Source organism: Bradyrhizobium sp. SZCCT0153 (assembly GCF_018129995.1).
Taxonomy (GTDB): domain Bacteria; phylum Pseudomonadota; class Alphaproteobacteria; order Rhizobiales; family Xanthobacteraceae; genus Bradyrhizobium; species Bradyrhizobium japonicum_G.
Window position 1 is genome coordinate 277,016 of the sequence record NZ_JAFCKS010000006.1, and the last position, 17,615, is coordinate 294,630.

Below are 17,615 nucleotides of genomic sequence, written 5' to 3' on the forward strand. Positions count from 1 at the left end.
GAGGATCGCGCTGTGAAACCAGATGCGTCGCAGCCTTCGCAAGGTCTCACCGTAAAAGCCCGGTGTTGCATCGTTGGCGGCGGGCCGGCTGGCATGATGCTCGGCTACCTCCTGGGACGTGCCGGCATCGATGTCGTGGTGCTGGAGAAGCACGCGGATTTCTTCCGCGACTTTCGCGGCGACACGGTGCATCCCTCGACGCTCGAGGTGATGGACGAGCTCGGCCTCATCGACGAATTCCTGAAGCTGCCGCATCAGCGCCTGCAGAAGATGGACGGCCTGTTCGGCGGCACGCCGGTGCGCATCGCCGACCTCGGCCGCCTCCACACCAAATACCCTTTCATCGCCTTCATGCCGCAATGGGACTTCCTCAATTTCCTGCGGGAGTCCGGCCGGCGCTTTGCTTCGCTCAAGGTGATGATGACTACGGAGGCCGTCGATCTGATCCGCCGCGGCGAGACCATCGCCGGCGTGCGGGCGAAGACGCCGGAGGGGCTGATCGACATCGAGGCCGATCTCACCGTCGCCTGCGACGGCCGGCATTCGACCGTGCGCGAACGCGCGGGTATCGAGGTCGAGGAGATCGGCGCGCCGATGGACGTGCTGTGGTTCCGCGCCGGCCGCAATGCCGACGAGACGGAAAACGTGTTCGCGCGTGTCGAACCCGGCAAGATGATGATCACCTTCGATCGCGGCGAGTATTGGCAATGCGCCTATGTCATCGCCAAGGAACAATTCGAGGCGGTGAAGGCGAGGGGATTGCAGGCGCTGCTCGAAGACGTCGTGCGCATGGCGCCGATCCTGAAGAGCGGCATTGCCGAGGTGAAGAGCTTTGACGACGTCAAGCTGCTCACGGTCGCGATCAACCGCCTGAAGCGCTGGACGCGGCCGGGCCTGCTTCTCATCGGCGATGCCGCGCATGCGATGTCGCCGGTCGGCGGCGTCGGCGTCAATCTCGCCGTGCAGGATGCGGTCGCCACCGCCAACCTGCTGGCGGACAAGATGCAGCACGGCTGCCCGTCGGAGAACGAGCTCGATGCCGTGCGCCGTCGCCGCGAGTTCCCGGTGAAGATGACGCAAGCGATGCAGGTGATCGTGCAGAACAACATCATCAGCGGCGCCTTGCAGGGCGGCGGTCGGCCGCTGAAGGTGCCGCTGATCGTGCGCCTCATTACCGCGGTGCCATGGCTCCAGGGCATTCCGGCGCGCCTGCTCGCGCTCGGCGTGCGGCCCGAGCACGTGCATTCGAAGGACGTCGCGGCATCGTAGCGCAGGAATTCGGTAGGGATAACGCGGCGTTAAATCGCGCGCGGCGCGTTGCCTGCGTGCAACAGCGCAAACGGATTCAGGGCGCGTTGCCCGGCAATCCCGCGTCTTAACTTTCTTGATTCAAATTTGAGTAAGAACTGCGTGTGAGCGTGCACCCATCAAAGGATACGGGGTGTACCATGCGTAACAAATTGATTGCCGCCTTCGCCTGCACGACCGCTCTGGTTTCGACCGGCGCTGCGTCCGCCGCCGATCTCGGCGCGCGCTACACGAAGGCGCCGGCCTATGTCGAGCCGATGTTCAACTGGACCGGTTTCTACGTCGGCGGCCACATCGGCGGCGCATGGACCAACGAGCAGTTCATCAACAGCGGGGCCGGCGCGCCGTTCGGCGATCTCGTCCCGGGCCAGGGTTATCGTCAGCGCAACTCCGGCATCATGGGCGGCGCCCAGATCGGCTACAACTGGCAGGCCAACAACTACGTGTTCGGCATGGAAGGCACGATCTCAGGCCTCGACAACAAGGGCTCGTTCACCAACACCGCGTTCGGCGCGGGCGACGACGTGTTCTCCTGGCGCGCCAACGTGCTCGCGACCGTCGTCGGCCGTGCGGGCTTCGCCGTGCAGAACAACCTGTTCTACTTCAAGGGCGGCTATGCCGGCGTGAACAACCGCCTGTCGGTCACCGATACGGTTGGCCCGGTGACCGGTTCTGGCGGTCAGACCCACTGGGCCAACGGCTGGACCGTCGGCGCCGGCTGGGAATACGGCGTCACCCGCAACTGGATCGTCGGCCTCGAGTACAATTACGCGGCCTTCGGCAGCCAGACCTATCAGCTCGGCGGCACCTCGGGTACCTACACCTTCGATGCCAAGCCGCGCGACATCCAGTGGGCCGTCGTCCGCGCGAGCTACAAGTTCGACGCGCCGGTCATCGCGCGTTACTAGAGCATGATCCGGAAAAGCGCGAAGCGGTTTTCCGAAAAGATCATGCTCAAACAAGAACCTAAAGCGCGATGACGATTCATCCCAATCTCATCGCGTTTTAAGGGCGTCAACGAACGATCAAGCACCTAAAAGAAAATCGCGACCAAGAATTAAAAAGCCCCGGCTTCGTCCGGGGCTTCTTTTTCTGCGTGTGGGGCAGGGCTCAGGCCATCACCGAGAACCCGCCGTCGACGGGGATCGCGGTGCCCGTGACGAAATTCGAGGCGGCCGAGGCGAGGAACACGGCGATGCCGGCGAAGTCGTCGATGTCGCCCCAGCGACCCGCAGGCGTGCGTGCCAGCACCCGCTCGTGCAATCCCGAGACCTGCTGCCGTGCGCCGCGGGTCAGGTCGGTGTCGATCCAGCCCGGCAGGATGGCGTTGACCTGGATGTTGTCGGGCGCCCACGCATTGGCGCAGGCGCGCGTGTACTGCACGATGCCGCCCTTGCTCGCCGCATAGGCGGTCGCGAAGCTCGCGCCGAAGATCGACATCATCGAGCCGATGTTGATCACCTTGCCGTTGCCGGACGCCTTCAGCGCCGGATAGGCCAGCTTCGAGCACAGGAAGGCGCTGGTGAGGTTGGTGTTGATCACCTTGTTCCACTCGTCGAGCTCGAGCTCGTGCGGCGGCTTGCGGATGCTCATCCCGGCATTGTTGATGAGGATGTCGATGCGGCCGAGATCCTTGACGACACGCTCGACCATCGCGGCGATCGCCGCCTTGTCGGTCACGTCGGTGGTGACGGCGATCGCCTTCACGCCGCGCTGCCTGAGATCGGCGACGGCGGCCGCGGACTTGGTTTCGTTGCGTCCGACCACGGCGATGTCGGCGCCGGCATCGGCCAGACCGTGGGCGAGGCCGAGCCCGATGCCGCCATTGCCTCCCGTGACAATCGCGACCTTGCCGCGCAGATCGAACCGATTGGATGTCATGCTGCTATTCCCTGGTTTCTTCTATTGGTTGCTCTGCCAGATCAGCACCAGCCCAAAGCCCGCCATGGCTGCGCCATAGCCGGCCCATTGCAGCTGGTTGACCATGAAGCTCGATCGCGGCCACGCGACGGTGCCCGTGCCCTGTCCGATCCAGAGCAACCCGACGGCGAGGGCAAACAGGCCTGCGATCAGCAGAAATCTGCGCATGCATTCCTCCCCATCGATCTGCTTCTGTCGTGGCCCCCGCGATGAACGATCATCGCAGGCCGCGAGAACTTGGGAAGCAGACTAGCCGCAGCTTCGGCTCGGGTACAATGGCCGTTACCGCATACGGCCGGGCAGCAGGCGCAGCGTAGGACCCCGCCAACGAAAAAGCCCCGGCCGAGGCCGGGGCTTGACGTCTGATCGGGATATCAGATCAGGACTTGTTCAGCTCAGTACTTCGCGACGACCGGACCGGTCCAGTTGAAGCGGTAGACCAGCGAGGTCGAGATCGTCTGGTTCCAGGTGTTGGCGCGGATGCTGTTGCCGACCGGCACGTTGCCGACGTCGGTCAACTCGTCCTGAGTCTTGGCGTTGTAGAAGGCCGAGCGGTATTCGGTCTTCATGAACCAGCCGGGCGACTGGATGCCGAAGATGTTCAGGTTGTTCTCGACGCCGCCGCCGACGAACCAGCCGTTACGGTTATAGCTGTTGAGGTGGGTACCGTTCGGAACGCCAGCCAGCGTCATGAAGTTGGTCTGGCCGAAGTGGGCGCCCGAGTAACCGCCGTTGACGTAGGAGAGAACGTTCGGAGCAACCAGCCAGCCGAGGCGCACACCAGCGGCCCAGGAGTCTTCCAGCTTCTGGTTGCCAGTGATGCCGAGTGTCGGATCCTGAACGGTAGCGCGGATGCTGCCGAACTGACCGTCGGCGAACACACCGGCGACCCAGGTGCTGTTGAACTGCCAGTCGTAGCCGAGACCGACGGTGCCGAACCAGCCCGAGCCACCCTGGCGCTGGTCGATCGTCAGCGGAATTGCGCCGACAGTGGTCTGCACGTGCTGGTCGGAAGCAGAAAGCCCGCCGCCGGCGCCGCCGAAGATGTAGAAGCCGGTCCAGTTGGCGACGGGGGCCGCCATCGGAGCCTTCACGTAGGGGCGGGCACCCAGGTCAGCCGCCGAGGCCGAGCCGGTCATCGCGGCAACCGCGGTCAGTGCGAGCAAAATCTTCTTCATTTTAAAATCCCCAAGCTTTGGTCTGTCCGGCAGGCGCGAGCGCACTGAAGTCCTCTGATCTGATGCCCGGACTATAGCCGCTTCTCGCCGAAATGCTGTTGCAGGGCAGGCACAGTCGCCGGAAAACGCGGTTCGGCGGGGATTCGGGGCGCAAGCGCCTAAGTCATGAATAATGACATAATTTCAATGCGTTGAGGCGATTTTTGAGATGTCGAATTCAGGTAACTTCTGGTTAGGGAATTGGGCTTTGTCCGAAATGGCGGCAGCCCTGCCTCAGCCGTGGCTCGGTGAGTCGTTGGCCGAGTCGCCAGGCGAGGAAGCAGGGAATCACCGAAGCCGAGGCGGGCAATTGGTATTGTCCGCAAAATAAAACAGCCCCGGCTTGATGCCGGGGCTCTTGATGGACGCGGCGCCGGGATGCCCTGCGGCTTCAGACGTCGAGCAACTCTTCGTTGGCAAATTCGGCCTTGTCCGAGATGAACGCGAAGCGTGCCTCGGCCTTGGTGCCCATCAGGCGCTCCACCGAGTCCGCCGTGGTGTCGCGGTCGTCGGCGAGCAGCACCACCTTGAGCAGCGTTCGCCTGGCCGGATCCATGGTGGTTTCCTTGAGCTGCGCCGGCATCATCTCGCCGAGGCCTTTGAAGCGGTTCACCTCGACCTTGGCGTTGGTGTTGAACTCGCTCTTGATCAGCGCCTCCTTGTGCGCGTCGTCGCGTGCGTAGATCGACTTCGTGCCGACTGTCAGCTTGTAGAGCGGCGGCACCGCGAGGAAGAGATGCCCTTCGTCGATCAGCCGCGGCATCTGCCGGTAGAAGAAGGTAATCAGCAGCGAAGCGATGTGGGCGCCGTCGACGTCGGCGTCGGTCATGATGATGATGCGCTGATAGCGCAGATCCTCTTCGCGATATTGCGCGAGCATGCCGCAGCCGATCGCCTGCACGAGGTCGGCGAGCTGCGTGTTCGCCGTCAGCTTGTCCTTGCCGGCGGAGGCGACGTTGAGGATCTTGCCACGCAGCGGGAGCACGGCCTGGTTCTTGCGGTCGCGCGCCTGCTTGGCGCTGCCGCCTGCCGAGTCGCCCTCGACGATGAAGAGTTCCGAGCCATCCAGACCGGCATCGGTGCAATCGGCGAGCTTGCCGGGCAGGCGCAGCTTCTTGCCCGCGGTCTTGCGCGCGGTCTCCTTTTCCTGGCGGCGGCGCAGCCGTTCCTCGGCGCGGTCGACCACGAAGTCGAGCAGCCTGTTGGCCTGGTTCGGATTGCCCGAGAGCCAATGGTCGAACGGATCCTTCATCGCCTGTTCGACGATGCGCTGCGCTTCGGCGGTGGCGAGACGATCCTTGGTCTGGCCCTGGAATTCAGGCTCGCGCACGAACACCGAGAGCATCACGGCGGCACCCACCATCACGTCTTCCGACGTAATGGACGAGGCGCGCTTGCCCTGGCCGACACGTTCGGCGTGATCCTTCAGGCCGCGCAAGAGCGCGCTGCGCAAGCCCGATTCATGCGTGCCGCCATCCGGCGTCGGCACCGTGTTGGTGTAGGACGACAGGAAGCCGTCGGCATCCGCGGTCCAGGCCACGGCCCATTCGCAGGCGCCATGCGCGCCGTTGCGGCCCGATTTGCCGGAGAAGATGTCGGGATGCACCAGCGTGTCGGCGTGGATCGCGGCGGCGAGGTAATCCTTGAGGCCGCCGGGGAAGTGGAACGTCGCTTCCGCCGGCACGTCCTCGACGCCCTTGAGCAGCTCGGGCGCGCAGTTCCAGCGGATCTCGACGCCGCCGAATAGATACGCCTTCGAGCGCGTCATCTTGAACAGGCGCTGCGGCTTGAACGCGGCCTTGGCACCGAAGATGTCAGTGTCGGGCTTGAAGCGCACGCGGGTGCCGCGGCGGTTGTTGACCTTGCCGAGGTCCTCGAGCTTGCCCTTCGGGTGTCCGCGCTCGAACCTCATGCGATAGAGCTTCTGGCTGCGTGCGACCTCGACCTCGAGCAGCGAGGAGAGGGCGTTCACAACGGAGATGCCGACGCCGTGCAGGCCGCCCGAGGTCTCGTAGACCTTGGAGTCGAACTTGCCGCCGGAATGCAGCGTGCACATGATGACTTCGAGCGCCGACTTCTTCGGGAATTTCGGATGCGGATCGATCGGAATGCCGCGGCCGTTGTCGATGACGGTCAAAAAGCCGTCCGCGCTCAGATCGACTCCGATGAAGGTCGCATGCCCCGCGAGCGCCTCGTCCATCGAGTTGTCGATGACCTCGGCGAACAGGTGATGCAGGGCCTTCTCGTCGGTGCCGCCGATATACATGCCGGGCCTGCGCCGCACCGGTTCCAGGCCTTCGAGCACCTCGATGTCGGCCGCGGTGTAGTCGGCCTCGCCGCCGCTTCCACGGGACGCTGCCTTGACCGGCGCGCGCGACTTCGGCTCTTCGCCGCCGAAGAAATCGTCTTTTGCTTTGGGTTTCAATTGCTTGGACATATATCTTGATACGCTTTCGGGGCCGCGGAAGCGGCGAATCGGTTCAGGCGACTATGCCACTTCTGACCTGGAAAGGTTACCGCAGGGGCGGGCCGGCGGCGTCGTTGGGAGCCAATCCTGGCGATTTTACGCCGCAGCCCCTCCAATTCCCGGCAATTTGACGTCCCGGTCCAGTCTGGATCTGACTTTATGACTTGATGTCACACAAGTCCTTGGCTTACCAGTCCTTTTCATCGAGCAGCACCTTGCGGCAGGGCGGAAGGCAATTTTTTGAATGGAGCAGTTTGCGCACGCCTTGGCCGATTTCGTGCGCGCCCACGAGATGTGGGCAGCTCCGATCGTGTTCCTGCTCGCCTTCGGGGAGTCGCTCGCCTTCATCTCGCTGCTGATCCCGGCCTGGGGAGCGCTGGTGGCGATCGGCGCGCTGATCGGCGCGAGCGGCATCAGCTTCTATCCGGTCTGGATCGCCGGCGGCCTCGGCGCGGCGCTGGGCGACTGGGTCTCCTACTGGTTCGGCTACCGTTACAAGGAGAAGGTCGCGCAGATGTGGCCGCTGTCGCGCTATCCGGAACTGCTGCCCAGGGGCGAGGCCTTCGTGCGGAGTTGGGGCGTGCCGAGCATCTTCATCGGCAGGTTCTTCGGCCCGTTGCGCGCCTCGGTGCCGCTAGCAGCCGGCATCTTCGAGATGCCTTATTGGAGTTTTCAGTCCGCCAATTTCATCTCGGCGCTGATCTGGTCGGCGGCATTGCTTCTGTTCGGGGACGTGATCGCCAAGTTGATGGAATGGATCTGGCGGGTGATCTGACCGGGCGGCAACGCCGCCCGGCTGTGCGCACGGCGAGACCTAGAGCGAGGCGTTCCAGATCGACGGAATCCAGCGATAGCCCGCGCCGTCCTTCTCGACCCGGACCAGACCCGGGAAGGCGGCGTGGAAGGCCTGGATCGGCATCTTCTCGGCAATCGCCATGTCGTAGAGCTTGCGCCGCGTCTCCTGAGCCAGAGGTTTGTCGACGTCGGAGGCGATGTTCCACTCGGGATGCCTGACGAACAGGAACGCTGCGCCGGCGGTGATATCGACCTGCACCAGCACCTGCTCCGCGCCGGAGGCGACGATAAAGGAGCTGTGGCCCGGCGTGTGGCCGGGGCTCGCGACCGCGGTGATGCCGGGCGCGACCTCCTTGCCGGAATCATAGGGTGTCACCTTGCGACCGAGTGCATCGAACACGCGGCGGATGTTCTTGAAATTGCTCTCGAGGATGGGATTGCCCATTCCCTTGCTCATCTCGCCGTCGTCCATCCAGAATTTCCATTCCACTGCCGGCACCATGATCTCGGCATTGGCGAAAGCCGGCTTGTTCTCGGCCGCGAGGAGGCCGTTGATGTGGTCGCCGTGGAAATGCGAGATGATGACGGTGTCGACCGCGGCGCGGTCGATGCTGGCAGCGGCAAGGTTGTTGTGGAACTGCCCGACCTTGCCCTTGGTCTGCGTGAACTGGTCGGGACCGAGACCGGTGTCGATCACGACAAGCTTCGACCCGGTGTTGACCACCACGGGGTTGAAAGTGTGGGTGACCTTGTCGGTCGGCAGATGGTTCTCGGCGAAGATCTTGTTGATGTCGTCCTTGCTGGCGCCGGCCGCGTAATTGTCGGGCAGGTTGACGGTGGTGACGCCGTCGCAGACCACCGTGACCTGGTGGGTGCCTACATTGTATCGGTAGAAGCTCGCATTCTGTGTTGCGGCGGGCGGCGCTGCGGCGCTCGCGGGCGACGTCTTCATGAATGGCAGGAGCGTTGCGGCGGCGGCGCCGGCCAGTGTTGCGCGACGAGTAATCCCGGTCATGGCGATCTCCTGGGCTGGATTGCGACTGACCGGCGGGGCGTGGCGCGTCGGTCTTTGTCGGGAACCCCTGTTGCTGGTGGAAATTCCGCCGCGCCACGATGACATCAGTGCGGCATCCTGCCGTCACGAGGTGCGGCATCCTGCCGTCACGCCCGCCGATTTGGACTTGACCCTGGAACCCGCTGGCCTTATAGCCCCGCGCCATGATCAACGCCGCGACCATTTTGTTCGCCCGTCGCCGCCGCCGCAGTCTTGCGGTTTGGGCGGTCGATCGCGTTTGAGATCATCGTCTTTGCCGCTGGATCCGATCCGCGGCATTCTCTCTCCTGTCAGCGCGATCTGATCCGGCGGCTCCCCGAGGAGGCCCAGCAGGAGACCACGATGTACACGCCACCCTTTTTCAAGCAGGACCGCGCCGCGAGCCTGAAATTCGCCGAAGAGCGCGGCTTCGGCACAATGTGCGCCTTCGACGGTCACAAGCCGGTCGCCTCGCCGCTGCCGTTCTACCTGACCTATGCCGCCGACGGCACGCCGCAGGCCGCCTTTCATGTCGCCCGTCACAATCCGCTGCTAAAGTTGGCTAACGGTTCGGGGGCATGGTTGCTCACGGTCAACGGGCCCGATGCCTATGTGTCGCCCGACTGGTACGTCTCGCCGGATCAGGTGCCGACCTGGCTCTACCAGTCGGTGCATCTGGCCGGGCCGGTGCGGCTGTTGTCGGACGACGAGCTGTCGGTGCAGATCGACACGCTCAGCGACAAGTTCGAGAAATGGCTGTTGCCGAAGAAGCCATGGACGTCGGGTAAGATGACGGCCGGGCGGCTCGAGGCGATGAAGAAGGCGATCGTGGGTCTGGTCATGACGGTTGAAGAGGTCGAGGGCAGCTTCAAGCTCAACCAGCACAAGTCCGACGCCGACTATACGGCGATTGCCAATGCGCTCGGCGCGCAGCCCGCCGCCGACGCCAGGAAGATATCGCAACTGATGCAGGACGTGAGGCCGGACGCCTTCGCCGACGAAACCAACAAGCTCGAAAGGAGCGTGCCATGAGTCTCGCTGAAACCACGAAAGCCCCGACCACCGGCGCTGCCAGGAAGCCCGCCACCGTCTTCGTTGATGGCGGCTCCGGCACCACCGGCCTCGGCATCAACGAGCGGCTCAAGCTCCAGAGCGACGTCGTGGTGAAGACCATCGCCGACGACAAGCGCAAGGACCCGGCGGCCAAGAAGGCGCTGATGCAGGATGTCGATCTCGTCATCCTCTGCCTGCCCGACGATGCCGCGAAGGAAACGGTCGCGCTGATCGATAGCATGGGGCCGTCGGGTCCGAAGGTGCTGGACGCCTCGACCGCGTACCGGGTCGCGCCCGACTGGGCCTATGGCTTTCCGGAACTGACGCCGGACCAGGCCGGCAAGATCAAGGCTGCGAAGAAGGTCTCCAATCCCGGCTGCTATCCGACCGGCGCGATCGCGCTGCTGCGGCCGATCGTCGACGCCGGCCTGCTGCCGCAGGACTATCCCGTCACCGTCAATGCGGTGAGCGGCTATTCCGGTGGCGGCAAGTCGATGATCGCGAGCTTCGAAGACGGCAGCGCGCCGTCCTTCGAGCTCTACGGCCTCGGCTTCGAGCACAAGCACCTGCCGGAGATGCAGCTCTATTCGAACCTGACGCGACGTCCGATCTTCATCCCGTCGGTCGCCAACTACAGGCAGGGCATGCTGGTCTCGGTCCCGCTCCAGCTCGACACGCTCCCGGGCAAGCCCAGCGGCGCCGATCTCCAGGCCGCACTGGCAAAACGCTACGCCGGATCAAAGTACGTCTCGGTGATGCCGCTTCAGAACGAGACGACCAAGGGCGGCAAGCTCGAGCCCGAGGCGCTCAACGAAACCAACATGCTCGAGCTCTACGTCTTTGCCAGCGACAAATATCATCAGGCCGTGCTGGTCGCGCGGCTGGACAATCTGGGCAAGGGCGCCTCGGGTGCAGCCGTGCAGAACATGCGGCTGATGCTGGGCCTGCCGGAGGCGTAGGACTCCGTGCCCCGGACGCAGCGCAGCGCTTCTTCAGCGGTGCGCTGCAGTGCCGCGGCCCATGCTTGGCTTGCTTCGCGTATGGCTCTCCGGATCGCGGCTCCGCGCCGCGACGCAGATGCGTTGCGGCGCGGACATGGGCCCTCAGTATTTCGCGATGACCGGGCCGCCGAACCGGTAGTTGATGCGGGCGGTGATCAGGTCGACATCCTGACCGATGCGATCGGTGCGCGAGAACGTGCCGACAGGCGCCAGCGCGCCGTTGGCCGTGAGGGTGACGTCGTGGTGACCCATGAACATGTGGTCGTATTCGAGGCCGACCGACCAGTTCGGGGCAAAGCCGTATTCGAGGCCGACGCCGATCGTGCCGCCCCAGCGGGTCTCGTTGGCACCGTCGAACTCGGCCCCGGCCAGACCGCCCGTACCGATGCCGCGGTAACGATCGCTGGTGACGGCCGCGCCCCCCTTCACGTAGAGCAGCGCATTGTTCCAGGCGTAGCCGACCTGGCCGGTGAACAGGCCGAAGGCATCGACGTGGGTGCGGTTAGCGACGCCGAGCACGGTGCTGGCATTCCGGCCGTCGAGGTCCGCCCAGTCGCCCTGCGCTTCGAGACCGAACACGAAGGCGCTGCTCTGCCAGCGATAGCCGATCTGGCCGCCGGCGACAGCGCCCGTCGCATCATGGCATCCTTCCGCAACGCCGGGCGCGAAGCCGACAGTCTGGTCCCAGCACTTGCGCGACGAACCATAGCCGCCGTTGGCGCCGATATAGAAACCGCTCCAATCATAGATCGCGGCGATCATCGGCGGCGCCTTGGTGTAGGGACGGGCGGCGAGATCGGCGGCACCGGCCTGGGTCGCGACGGTTGCCAGCGACAGGGCGCCGAGCGCGGATACAATCTTCCAATTCATGGTCTGCCCCGAATCAATCAATTGCGATGGCCAAATATACCTGTGGATGCGCGACACTTCGTATCAGCCCAAGGTCGGCATCGCTGTTTTTGTTGCACTGTCATTCTTTGGCAACACCGGCAGCGCGGCCGGCCTTCGCGTGGTTCAACCTTTCGGCGGCATGGCCCGGTCGGTCCACGCTGACGCCGGCACCTGAGCACGCCCCATGATGGAGCGGATCGTGTCCGCGTCCAGGTCTTCGTGTCAGGTCCTGGAACTGGAGGAAGTCCCGGTTGGGTTCGTGATGCATCGCCACGCGTCCGGGACGCGCGATCAGAGCGCCTTGAAGATCGCGAGCGCCAGCACGGCCTGCGCGAGGAAGCCGACGGAGAAGGCCAGCGTGCGGAACACCGGGATGCCCATCGCATAGACGATGAGATGCGCGACGCGCGACCAGAAATAGACGGCGCAGGCGAGCACCGTCCATTTCGAGGAATAATCGATCGCGTTCAGGATCAGCACCAACGGCGCGAACAGCACCAGGTTCTCGACGGCGTTGTCATGCGCGAACATCAGGCGGTTCGCCCACTCCGATTGCGGCTTGTCGCCGCGCGAAGGATTGGCCATCGCGCCGCCAAGACCGCGAATCTGGCAGCGGTTGATAGTGTAGGGAATCCAGAGGATTCCAGTCAGGATCACCGTCAGTGTCAGCCAGAACAATTCGCGCGTCATAGTCCGGTCCCCTCTGTCATCTCTGTCTTGAGAGCGAGCTTATACAAGCGCGCAAGATTGCGCTATGCGCGGACCCTGACATAGCTGCCGGGCGCGTCCTCGATCGGGGGCAGGGCCTCGCTGCCGACGCTGCGCGCCGGAACTTCTTCCGGATCGAGTGTACCGAGCCATTCGCGCCAGTCCGGCCACCACGAGCCCTTGTGCTCGACCGCGCCCTTCATCCACTCGGCGACGTTGACGTCCTTGATGTTGTCGTTGGTCCAGTACTGGTACTTGTTGGAGGCGGGCGGATTGACGACGCCGGCGATGTGGCCCGAGCCGGACAGCACGTATTTCACCGGACCGCCGAAGAATTGCGAGCCGTACAGCACTGATTCCGCCGGCGCGATGTGGTCCTCGCGGGTGGCGAGGTTGTAGACGGGCACCTTGACCTTGGACAGGTCGAGCAGCGTGTTGTCGAGCACCATCGTGCCGGTGGAGAGCCGGTTCTCCAGGTAGCAATTGCGCAAGTAGTAGGAATGGTTCGATGCCGTCATGCGCGTCGCATCCGAATTCCAGTGCAGCAGGTCGAACGCGCTCGGCTGCTGGCCCTTGAGGTAGTTGCTGACGACGTAGGACCAGATCAGATCGTTGGAACGCAGCATGTTGAAGGCCATCGCCATCTTGGAGCCTTCGAGCACACCGGCCGCCTTCATGTCCTGCTCGAGAGCGGCGACCTGCTCTTCGTCCACGAACACCAGCAGATCGCCGGCGTGGGTGAAGTCGACCTGTGCCGCGAAGAACGTCGCGGAGGACACACGCTGGCGGCGCTTTTCGGCGAGCCAGGCCAGCGTCGTCGCGAGCATGGTGCCGCCGACGCAATAGCCGGCGGTATGCACCTTCATCTCGCCGGTGATCTTCTCGATCACGTCCATCGCCGTGAGCGGGCCTTGCTTCATGTAGTCTTCCCAACTCTTGGCTCCGAGCCGCTTGTCCGGGTTGACCCATGAGATCACGAACACGGTGATGCCCTGGTCGACGCACCACTTGATGTAGGATTTCTCCGGCTTGAGATCGAGGATGTAGAACTTGTTGATCCAGGGCGGCACGATCAGGAGCGGCGTGCGCAGCACGTTCTCCGTGGTCGGCGAATACTGGATCAGCTGCATCATCTCGTTCTGGTAGATCACCTTGCCCGGCGTCGTCGCCATGTTGACGCCGACGACGAGATTGTCCGGGTTGGACTGGCGGATCTTCAGCATGCCCTTGCCGGCTGCGATGTCCTCGGCCAGCATCTTCAGGCCGCGCGCGAGATTCTCGCCGCTGCTCGCCACCGTCTCGCGCAGCACCTCCGGATTGGTCAGCACGAAGTTGGATGGCGACAGCGCGTTGGTGACCTGCTGGATGTAGAACTCCGCCTTGCGGCGGGTCGGCGCATCGAGCCCGTCGGCGTCGCGCACAAGCTCGTGTGCCCATTTGGTCGTGAGCAGATAGAGCTGCATCACGAAGTCGAAGAACTGGTTCGACTTCCATTCCGGATCGGCAAAGCGCTTGTCGCGCGGTGAGGGCGCGATCGCGGGAGCAGCGTCCTGTCCGGCCATGCGGCGGGCCGCCGAACCCCAGAGGTCGAGATAATCCTTGGCGAGCTTGGTCTGGAGATCCGATGCGCGGGTCGTATCCGACAGCCAGTATTCGGCGACCGTCGTGAAGGTCTTGACGACCTCGGTCAGTTCGGCCGGCGGGCGGTCCTGCACCTCGCCGCTCTCGCGCGGCTTGAGGTAGGCAGCGAGCGCCTTGCCGCCGCTCTCCATCGCCCGCGCGACATTCATCGCGAAGGCTTCCGCATTAAACTTCGTCTCGGGTTTGGGCGTGTCGGTCGTGGCCATGCTCATGAGCAGAACAGTAACGATTCATTCCGTATTCGTCACCGCGAAGCTCGCATGTTTGGCGTTAAACACTCTCGAAGATGTGTTGCAGTGCGACAAATCTTCTTGGTTCCGTCACAATCGAGCCGCACCGCTCGGCTTGGTAGTGCCGGGCTGTTTTCTCGCTCGCACCATTTGGGCAGCAATGGTTTGAGCTTGGGCGCGGACTTGGGTAAGGTTGCCCGGGGCCGTGCTTTGGGACGAGGTGGGGATTTCCCAAGTGTTGGCGTTGAGGGACCTGCAAAAGTCGCTGCTGATTTGCGGCACGCTCCTGAGCGTGGCCTTTGTGCTGGGCGGCTGTTCGAGCCAACTCGCGGATATGACGCCCGCGGATGCACAGGCGCATCCCAGGGAGCCGAGTAGCTATCTGCCGGTGCATGACCTGCCGCCGGATCGCGATCAGGCGGTCATCCCGCCGGACCAGCGCGCCAAGATCGAGGCCGAGCTTGCCGCCGCGCGCGACCGCCAGGCTGTTGCCGCCAAGGACGCGAAATAGGCGCCGCAAGGTAATCGCTGGCGCCTCCGTCTTGCCGTGCTAAAAGACCTCAGTTCAGCCGAGAGTCAGGGCGAACGACTTCAGCCGCCGTCGGCGATGACTGCTCTAAGTGTCTGATCTTGAGCAATTTTCGCGAAGGTAGCGAGCGCCTTTCCGAATGGCCGTCATGGCCTGTCGATTCTGTCCAGACCGGTTGCCCGGAGCCCAGAGAGCCATGGAAGAATTTTACCGCATCCGCCGCCTTCCGCCTTACGTGTTCGAACAGGTCAACCGGGCCAAGGCGGCCGCGCGGAATGCCGGCGCCGATATCATCGACCTCGGCATGGGCAATCCGGACCTGCCGGCACCGCCGCATGTACTGGAGAAGCTCAAGGAAACGCTCGGCAAGCCGCGCACCGACCGCTACTCGGCCTCCCGCGGCATCCCCGGCCTGCGCCGGGCCCAGGCCGGCTACTATGCCCGCCGCTTCGGGGTGAAGCTCAACCCCGACACCCAGATCGTGGCAACGCTGGGCTCGAAGGAGGGCTTTGCCAATGTGGCCCAGGCCATCACCGCGCCGGGCGATGTCATCCTGTGCCCGAACCCGAGCTATCCGATTCACGCCTTCGGCTTTTTGATGGCGGGCGGCGTGATCCGCTCGGTGCCGTCCGAGCCGACGCCGCAATTCTTCGAGGCCGTCGAGCGGGCGATCGTGCATTCGATCCCGAAGCCGCTCGCGCTCGTCGTCTGCTACCCGTCGAACCCGACCGCCTATGTCGCGAGCCTCGACTTCTACAAGGACCTCGTCGCATTCGCGAAGAAGCACGAGATCCTGATCCTGTCCGATCTTGCCTATGCCGAGGTCTATTTCGACGAGAACAACCCGCCGCCCTCGGTGCTGCAGGTGCCCGGCGCGATCGACGTCACCGTCGAGTTCACCTCGATGTCGAAGACCTATTCGATGGCCGGCTGGCGCATGGGCTTTGCGGTCGGCAACGAGCGCGTGATCGCGGCCCTGGCCCGCGTCAAATCCTATCTCGACTACGGCGCCTTCACGCCGGTGCAGGTCGCCGCGACCGCCGCGCTGAACGGCCCGGACGATTGCATCAAGGAGATGCGTGACACCTACCGCAAGCGCCGCGACGCGCTGGTGGAATCGTTCGGTCGTGCCGGCTGGGAGATCCCGCCGCCGGAGGCCTCGATGTTCGCCTGGGTGCCGCTGCCGGAGGCCTTCCGCAGCGTCGGCAGCATGCAGTTCGCGACCCTGATGGTGGAGAAATCCGGCGTCGCGGTCTCGCCCGGCGTCGGCTTCGGCGAGCATGGCGAAGGATATGTCCGCATCGCGATGGTGGAAAACGAGCAACGGATCAGGCAGGCCGCGCGCGGCGTGCGACGCTTCCTTGAAAGCGGGATCGAAACGTTGCACAACGTCGTTCCGCTCGCCAACCGGCGCTAATTCTCTTCGACAGGTTTTCGAAAAGCATCATGGTCGCACCCCTGAAAGTGGGCATAGCGGGGCTCGGCACCGTGGGCGCCGAAGTTGTCCGTATGATTGAAACGCAAGCCCGCGTGCTTGCCGGCCGCAGCGGCCGCGGCATCCGCGTCGTCGCCGTCACCGCGCGCTCGAAGGTGAAGAAGCGCGGCATCGACCTGCGCGGCGTCGAATGGGTCAAGGATCCGATCGCGCTCGCCACCCATCCCGGCATCGACTGCTTCGTCGAGCTGATGGGCGGCGCCGGCGATCCCGCGCTGTCCGCGGTGGAGGCCGCGCTGAATGCCGGCAAGTCCGTCGTGACCGCGAACAAGGCGCTGCTCGCCAAGCACGGCCTCAAGCTCGCCAGGGCGGCTGAAAAGCACGGCGGTGCGCTGAATTTCGAGGCAGCGGTCGGCGCCGCGATCCCCGTCATCAAGACGTTACGCGAGGGTCTTGCCGGAACCGGCATCAATCGCGTCTACGGCATCCTCAACGGCACCTGCAATTACATCCTGACCCGGATGGAGCAGGAGGGCCTGTCCTTCGCCGAATGCCTCAAGGATGCGCAGCGGCTCGGCTATGCCGAGGCCAATCCGTCCTTCGACGTCGACGGCCATGATACCGCGCAAAAACTCGCCATTCTCGCCAGCCTCGCATTCGGCACGAAAGTTGCTCAAAGCGCGGTGTATGTCGAAGGTATCTCATCCATCGCGCCGGAAGATCTCCGTGCGGCTGACGATCTCGGTTACCGGCTCAAGCTGCTCGGCGTTGCGGTGCGCACCGCCAAGGGCATCGAGCAGCGTGTGCATCCGACCATGGTTCCAAAATCCTCCTCGATCGCGCAGGTGATGGGTGTCACCAACGCGGTCACGATCGATGGCGAGGGCATCCCGCCGATCACGCTGGTCGGCCCCGGCGCGGGCGGTGCTGCGACCGCATCCGCCGTCGTCGCCGACATCGCCGATGTCGCGCGCGGCATCCGCGCCAATCCGTTCGGCCGGCCGATCTCGCATTTGCGCGACACCAAGAAGGCGCCGATGGAGCGCCACGAGGGCGGCTACTACATCCGCCTTCTGGCACGCGATTTCCCGGGCACCGCGGCGGCGATCGCGACCCGGCTCGCGGAACAGAAGATTTCGATCGAGTCGATCGTGCAACGCCATCCCAATGGCGGCGCTGCGCCCACCGATGGCAAGGCGGTGCCCGTGCCCGTCATCCTGATCACCTATGCTACGCATGAGGACGCCGTGCGCCGCGCGCTGGCGGCCGTGCAGAAGGACAAGGTGATCAGCGGACGGCCGCAGGTGATCCGGATCGAGAAGAACTGAGCATGCTCCGGAAAAGTGCGAAGCGGTTTTCCGGAAAGAGCATGCTCGAACTATGAGGC

General features: G+C 64.1%; 18 protein-coding genes. 10 read left to right on the forward strand and 8 right to left on the reverse strand.

Annotation, left to right across the window (positions count from 1 at the left end; genetic code table 11):
* Positions 1–12: 12 nt before the first annotated feature.
* Both JQ572_RS25805 and JQ572_RS25810 read left to right on the forward strand, forming a co-directional pair.
* Entirely contained in the window at positions 13–1,269 is a 1,257-nt protein-coding gene (locus tag JQ572_RS25805) for an FAD-dependent oxidoreductase (protein ID WP_211385631.1), read from the forward strand.
* Between the two features lie 179 nt (positions 1,270–1,448).
* On the forward strand, positions 1,449–2,216 hold the full coding sequence (locus tag JQ572_RS25810; RefSeq protein WP_211385632.1) for an outer membrane protein: 768 nt from the start codon (positions 1,449–1,451) through the stop codon (positions 2,214–2,216).
* Positions 2,217–2,418: 202 nt separating this feature from the next.
* Here the strand turns inward: JQ572_RS25810 and JQ572_RS25815 are convergent, their stop codons facing one another.
* The 4 genes from JQ572_RS25815 to parE form a co-directional block, all read right to left on the reverse strand.
* Positions 2,419–3,189, reverse strand: a complete 771-nt coding sequence (locus JQ572_RS25815) for an SDR family NAD(P)-dependent oxidoreductase (RefSeq protein ID WP_211385633.1) — start codon at positions 3,187–3,189, stop codon at positions 2,419–2,421.
* A 21-nt stretch (positions 3,190–3,210) separates the two neighbouring features.
* Positions 3,211–3,396 (reverse strand): hypothetical protein, encoded by a 186-nt coding sequence (locus JQ572_RS25820; protein WP_007609848.1) that lies wholly within the window; start codon positions 3,394–3,396, stop codon positions 3,211–3,213.
* Between the two features lie 227 nt (positions 3,397–3,623).
* Positions 3,624–4,406, reverse strand: coding sequence for an outer membrane protein (locus tag JQ572_RS25825; protein WP_211385635.1), 783 nt, complete (start codon positions 4,404–4,406; stop codon positions 3,624–3,626).
* A gap of 430 nt (positions 4,407–4,836) precedes the next feature.
* Complete coding sequence (gene parE, locus JQ572_RS25830) at positions 4,837–6,882, reverse strand: DNA topoisomerase IV subunit B (RefSeq protein WP_211385636.1); 2,046 nt, start codon at positions 6,880–6,882, stop codon at positions 4,837–4,839.
* A 274-nt stretch (positions 6,883–7,156) separates the two neighbouring features.
* Here parE and JQ572_RS25835 point away from each other — a divergent pair, with 274 nt between their 5' ends.
* A complete protein-coding gene (locus JQ572_RS25835; protein ID WP_211385637.1) occupies positions 7,157–7,687 on the forward strand; it encodes a DedA family protein in 531 nt (176 codons plus the stop codon).
* 39 nt (positions 7,688–7,726) lie between these two features.
* Here the strand turns inward: JQ572_RS25835 and JQ572_RS25840 are convergent, their stop codons facing one another.
* On the reverse strand, positions 7,727–8,722 hold the full coding sequence (locus tag JQ572_RS25840) for an MBL fold metallo-hydrolase (RefSeq protein WP_211385639.1): 996 nt from the start codon (positions 8,720–8,722) through the stop codon (positions 7,727–7,729).
* On the opposite strand from JQ572_RS25840, the gene JQ572_RS25845 reads away from it, so the two are divergent.
* The 3 genes from JQ572_RS25845 to argC are packed head-to-tail and all read left to right on the forward strand — an operon-like array spanning position 8,721 to position 10,752.
* On the forward strand, positions 8,721–9,065 hold the full coding sequence (locus tag JQ572_RS25845) for a hypothetical protein (protein WP_211385640.1): 345 nt from the start codon (positions 8,721–8,723) through the stop codon (positions 9,063–9,065). The genes JQ572_RS25840 and JQ572_RS25845 overlap by 2 nt on opposite strands.
* Positions 9,066–9,103: 38 nt before the next feature.
* A complete protein-coding gene (locus JQ572_RS25850; RefSeq protein WP_211385641.1) occupies positions 9,104–9,772 on the forward strand; it encodes an FMN-binding negative transcriptional regulator in 669 nt (222 codons plus the stop codon).
* The gene (gene argC / locus JQ572_RS25855; RefSeq protein ID WP_211385643.1) at positions 9,769–10,752 is read left to right on the forward strand and encodes an N-acetyl-gamma-glutamyl-phosphate reductase; all 984 of its coding nucleotides are present in this window, start codon (positions 9,769–9,771) and stop codon (positions 10,750–10,752) included. The genes JQ572_RS25850 and argC overlap by 4 nt, the downstream gene beginning before the upstream one ends.
* Positions 10,753–10,896: 144 nt before the next feature.
* On the opposite strand, the gene JQ572_RS25860 is transcribed toward argC, so the two are convergent.
* Complete coding sequence (locus JQ572_RS25860) at positions 10,897–11,664, reverse strand: outer membrane protein (RefSeq protein WP_211385644.1); 768 nt, start codon at positions 11,662–11,664, stop codon at positions 10,897–10,899.
* On the opposite strand from JQ572_RS25860, the gene JQ572_RS25865 reads away from it, so the two are divergent.
* The gene (locus tag JQ572_RS25865; RefSeq protein WP_211385645.1) at positions 11,663–11,860 is read left to right on the forward strand and encodes a hypothetical protein; all 198 of its coding nucleotides are present in this window, start codon (positions 11,663–11,665) and stop codon (positions 11,858–11,860) included. The genes JQ572_RS25860 and JQ572_RS25865 overlap by 2 nt on opposite strands.
* A gap of 116 nt (positions 11,861–11,976) precedes the next feature.
* Here JQ572_RS25865 and JQ572_RS25870 read toward each other — a convergent pair whose 3' ends face one another.
* Both JQ572_RS25870 and JQ572_RS25875 read right to left on the reverse strand, forming a co-directional pair.
* Positions 11,977–12,375: an MAPEG family protein gene (locus JQ572_RS25870; protein WP_211385647.1), complete on the reverse strand. Its 399-nt coding sequence runs from the start codon at positions 12,373–12,375 to the stop codon at positions 11,977–11,979.
* 62 nt (positions 12,376–12,437) lie between these two features.
* Positions 12,438–14,246 (reverse strand): PHA/PHB synthase family protein, encoded by a 1,809-nt coding sequence (locus tag JQ572_RS25875; RefSeq protein WP_211385649.1) that lies wholly within the window; start codon positions 14,244–14,246, stop codon positions 12,438–12,440.
* Between the two features lie 253 nt (positions 14,247–14,499).
* Between JQ572_RS25875 and JQ572_RS25880 the strand changes: the two genes are divergently transcribed.
* The 3 genes from JQ572_RS25880 to JQ572_RS25890 all read left to right on the forward strand — a co-directional run bounded on the left by JQ572_RS25880 (position 14,500) and on the right by JQ572_RS25890 (position 17,556).
* Positions 14,500–14,775: a hypothetical protein gene (locus JQ572_RS25880; protein ID WP_211385817.1), complete on the forward strand. Its 276-nt coding sequence runs from the start codon at positions 14,500–14,502 to the stop codon at positions 14,773–14,775.
* Between the two features lie 214 nt (positions 14,776–14,989).
* A complete protein-coding gene (locus JQ572_RS25885; protein WP_211385650.1) occupies positions 14,990–16,210 on the forward strand; it encodes an LL-diaminopimelate aminotransferase in 1,221 nt (406 codons plus the stop codon).
* 29 nt (positions 16,211–16,239) lie between these two features.
* Positions 16,240–17,556: a homoserine dehydrogenase gene (locus JQ572_RS25890; RefSeq protein WP_211385652.1), complete on the forward strand. Its 1,317-nt coding sequence runs from the start codon at positions 16,240–16,242 to the stop codon at positions 17,554–17,556.
* Positions 17,557–17,615 lie beyond the last annotated feature (59 nt).

What these genes read in the sequence shown, in the direction of transcription:
- JQ572_RS25810 (WP_211385632.1), top strand. Translation starts at nt 1,449, where the DNA reads ATGCGTAACAAATTGATTGCCGCCTTCGCCTGCACGACCGCTCTGGTT.
- JQ572_RS25815 (WP_211385633.1), bottom strand. Translation starts at nt 3,189, where the DNA reads ATGACATCCAATCGGTTCGATCTGCGCGGCAAGGTCGCGATTGTCACG.
- JQ572_RS25820 (WP_007609848.1), bottom strand. Translation starts at nt 3,396, where the DNA reads ATGCGCAGATTTCTGCTGATCGCAGGCCTGTTTGCCCTCGCCGTCGGG.
- JQ572_RS25825 (WP_211385635.1), bottom strand. Translation starts at nt 4,406, where the DNA reads ATGAAGAAGATTTTGCTCGCACTGACCGCGGTTGCCGCGATGACCGGC.
- parE (WP_211385636.1), bottom strand. Translation starts at nt 6,882, where the DNA reads ATGTCCAAGCAATTGAAACCCAAAGCAAAAGACGATTTCTTCGGCGGC.
- JQ572_RS25835 (WP_211385637.1), top strand. Translation starts at nt 7,157, where the DNA reads ATGGAGCAGTTTGCGCACGCCTTGGCCGATTTCGTGCGCGCCCACGAG.
- JQ572_RS25845 (WP_211385640.1), top strand. Translation starts at nt 8,721, where the DNA reads ATGGCGATCTCCTGGGCTGGATTGCGACTGACCGGCGGGGCGTGGCGC.
- JQ572_RS25840 (WP_211385639.1), bottom strand. Translation starts at nt 8,722, where the DNA reads ATGACCGGGATTACTCGTCGCGCAACACTGGCCGGCGCCGCCGCCGCA.
- JQ572_RS25850 (WP_211385641.1), top strand. Translation starts at nt 9,104, where the DNA reads ATGTACACGCCACCCTTTTTCAAGCAGGACCGCGCCGCGAGCCTGAAA.
- argC (WP_211385643.1), top strand. Translation starts at nt 9,769, where the DNA reads ATGAGTCTCGCTGAAACCACGAAAGCCCCGACCACCGGCGCTGCCAGG.
- JQ572_RS25865 (WP_211385645.1), top strand. Translation starts at nt 11,663, where the DNA reads ATGGTCTGCCCCGAATCAATCAATTGCGATGGCCAAATATACCTGTGG.
- JQ572_RS25860 (WP_211385644.1), bottom strand. Translation starts at nt 11,664, where the DNA reads ATGAATTGGAAGATTGTATCCGCGCTCGGCGCCCTGTCGCTGGCAACC.
- JQ572_RS25870 (WP_211385647.1), bottom strand. Translation starts at nt 12,375, where the DNA reads ATGACGCGCGAATTGTTCTGGCTGACACTGACGGTGATCCTGACTGGA.
- JQ572_RS25875 (WP_211385649.1), bottom strand. Translation starts at nt 14,246, where the DNA reads ATGAGCATGGCCACGACCGACACGCCCAAACCCGAGACGAAGTTTAAT.
- JQ572_RS25885 (WP_211385650.1), top strand. Translation starts at nt 14,990, where the DNA reads ATGGAAGAATTTTACCGCATCCGCCGCCTTCCGCCTTACGTGTTCGAA.
- JQ572_RS25890 (WP_211385652.1), top strand. Translation starts at nt 16,240, where the DNA reads ATGGTCGCACCCCTGAAAGTGGGCATAGCGGGGCTCGGCACCGTGGGC.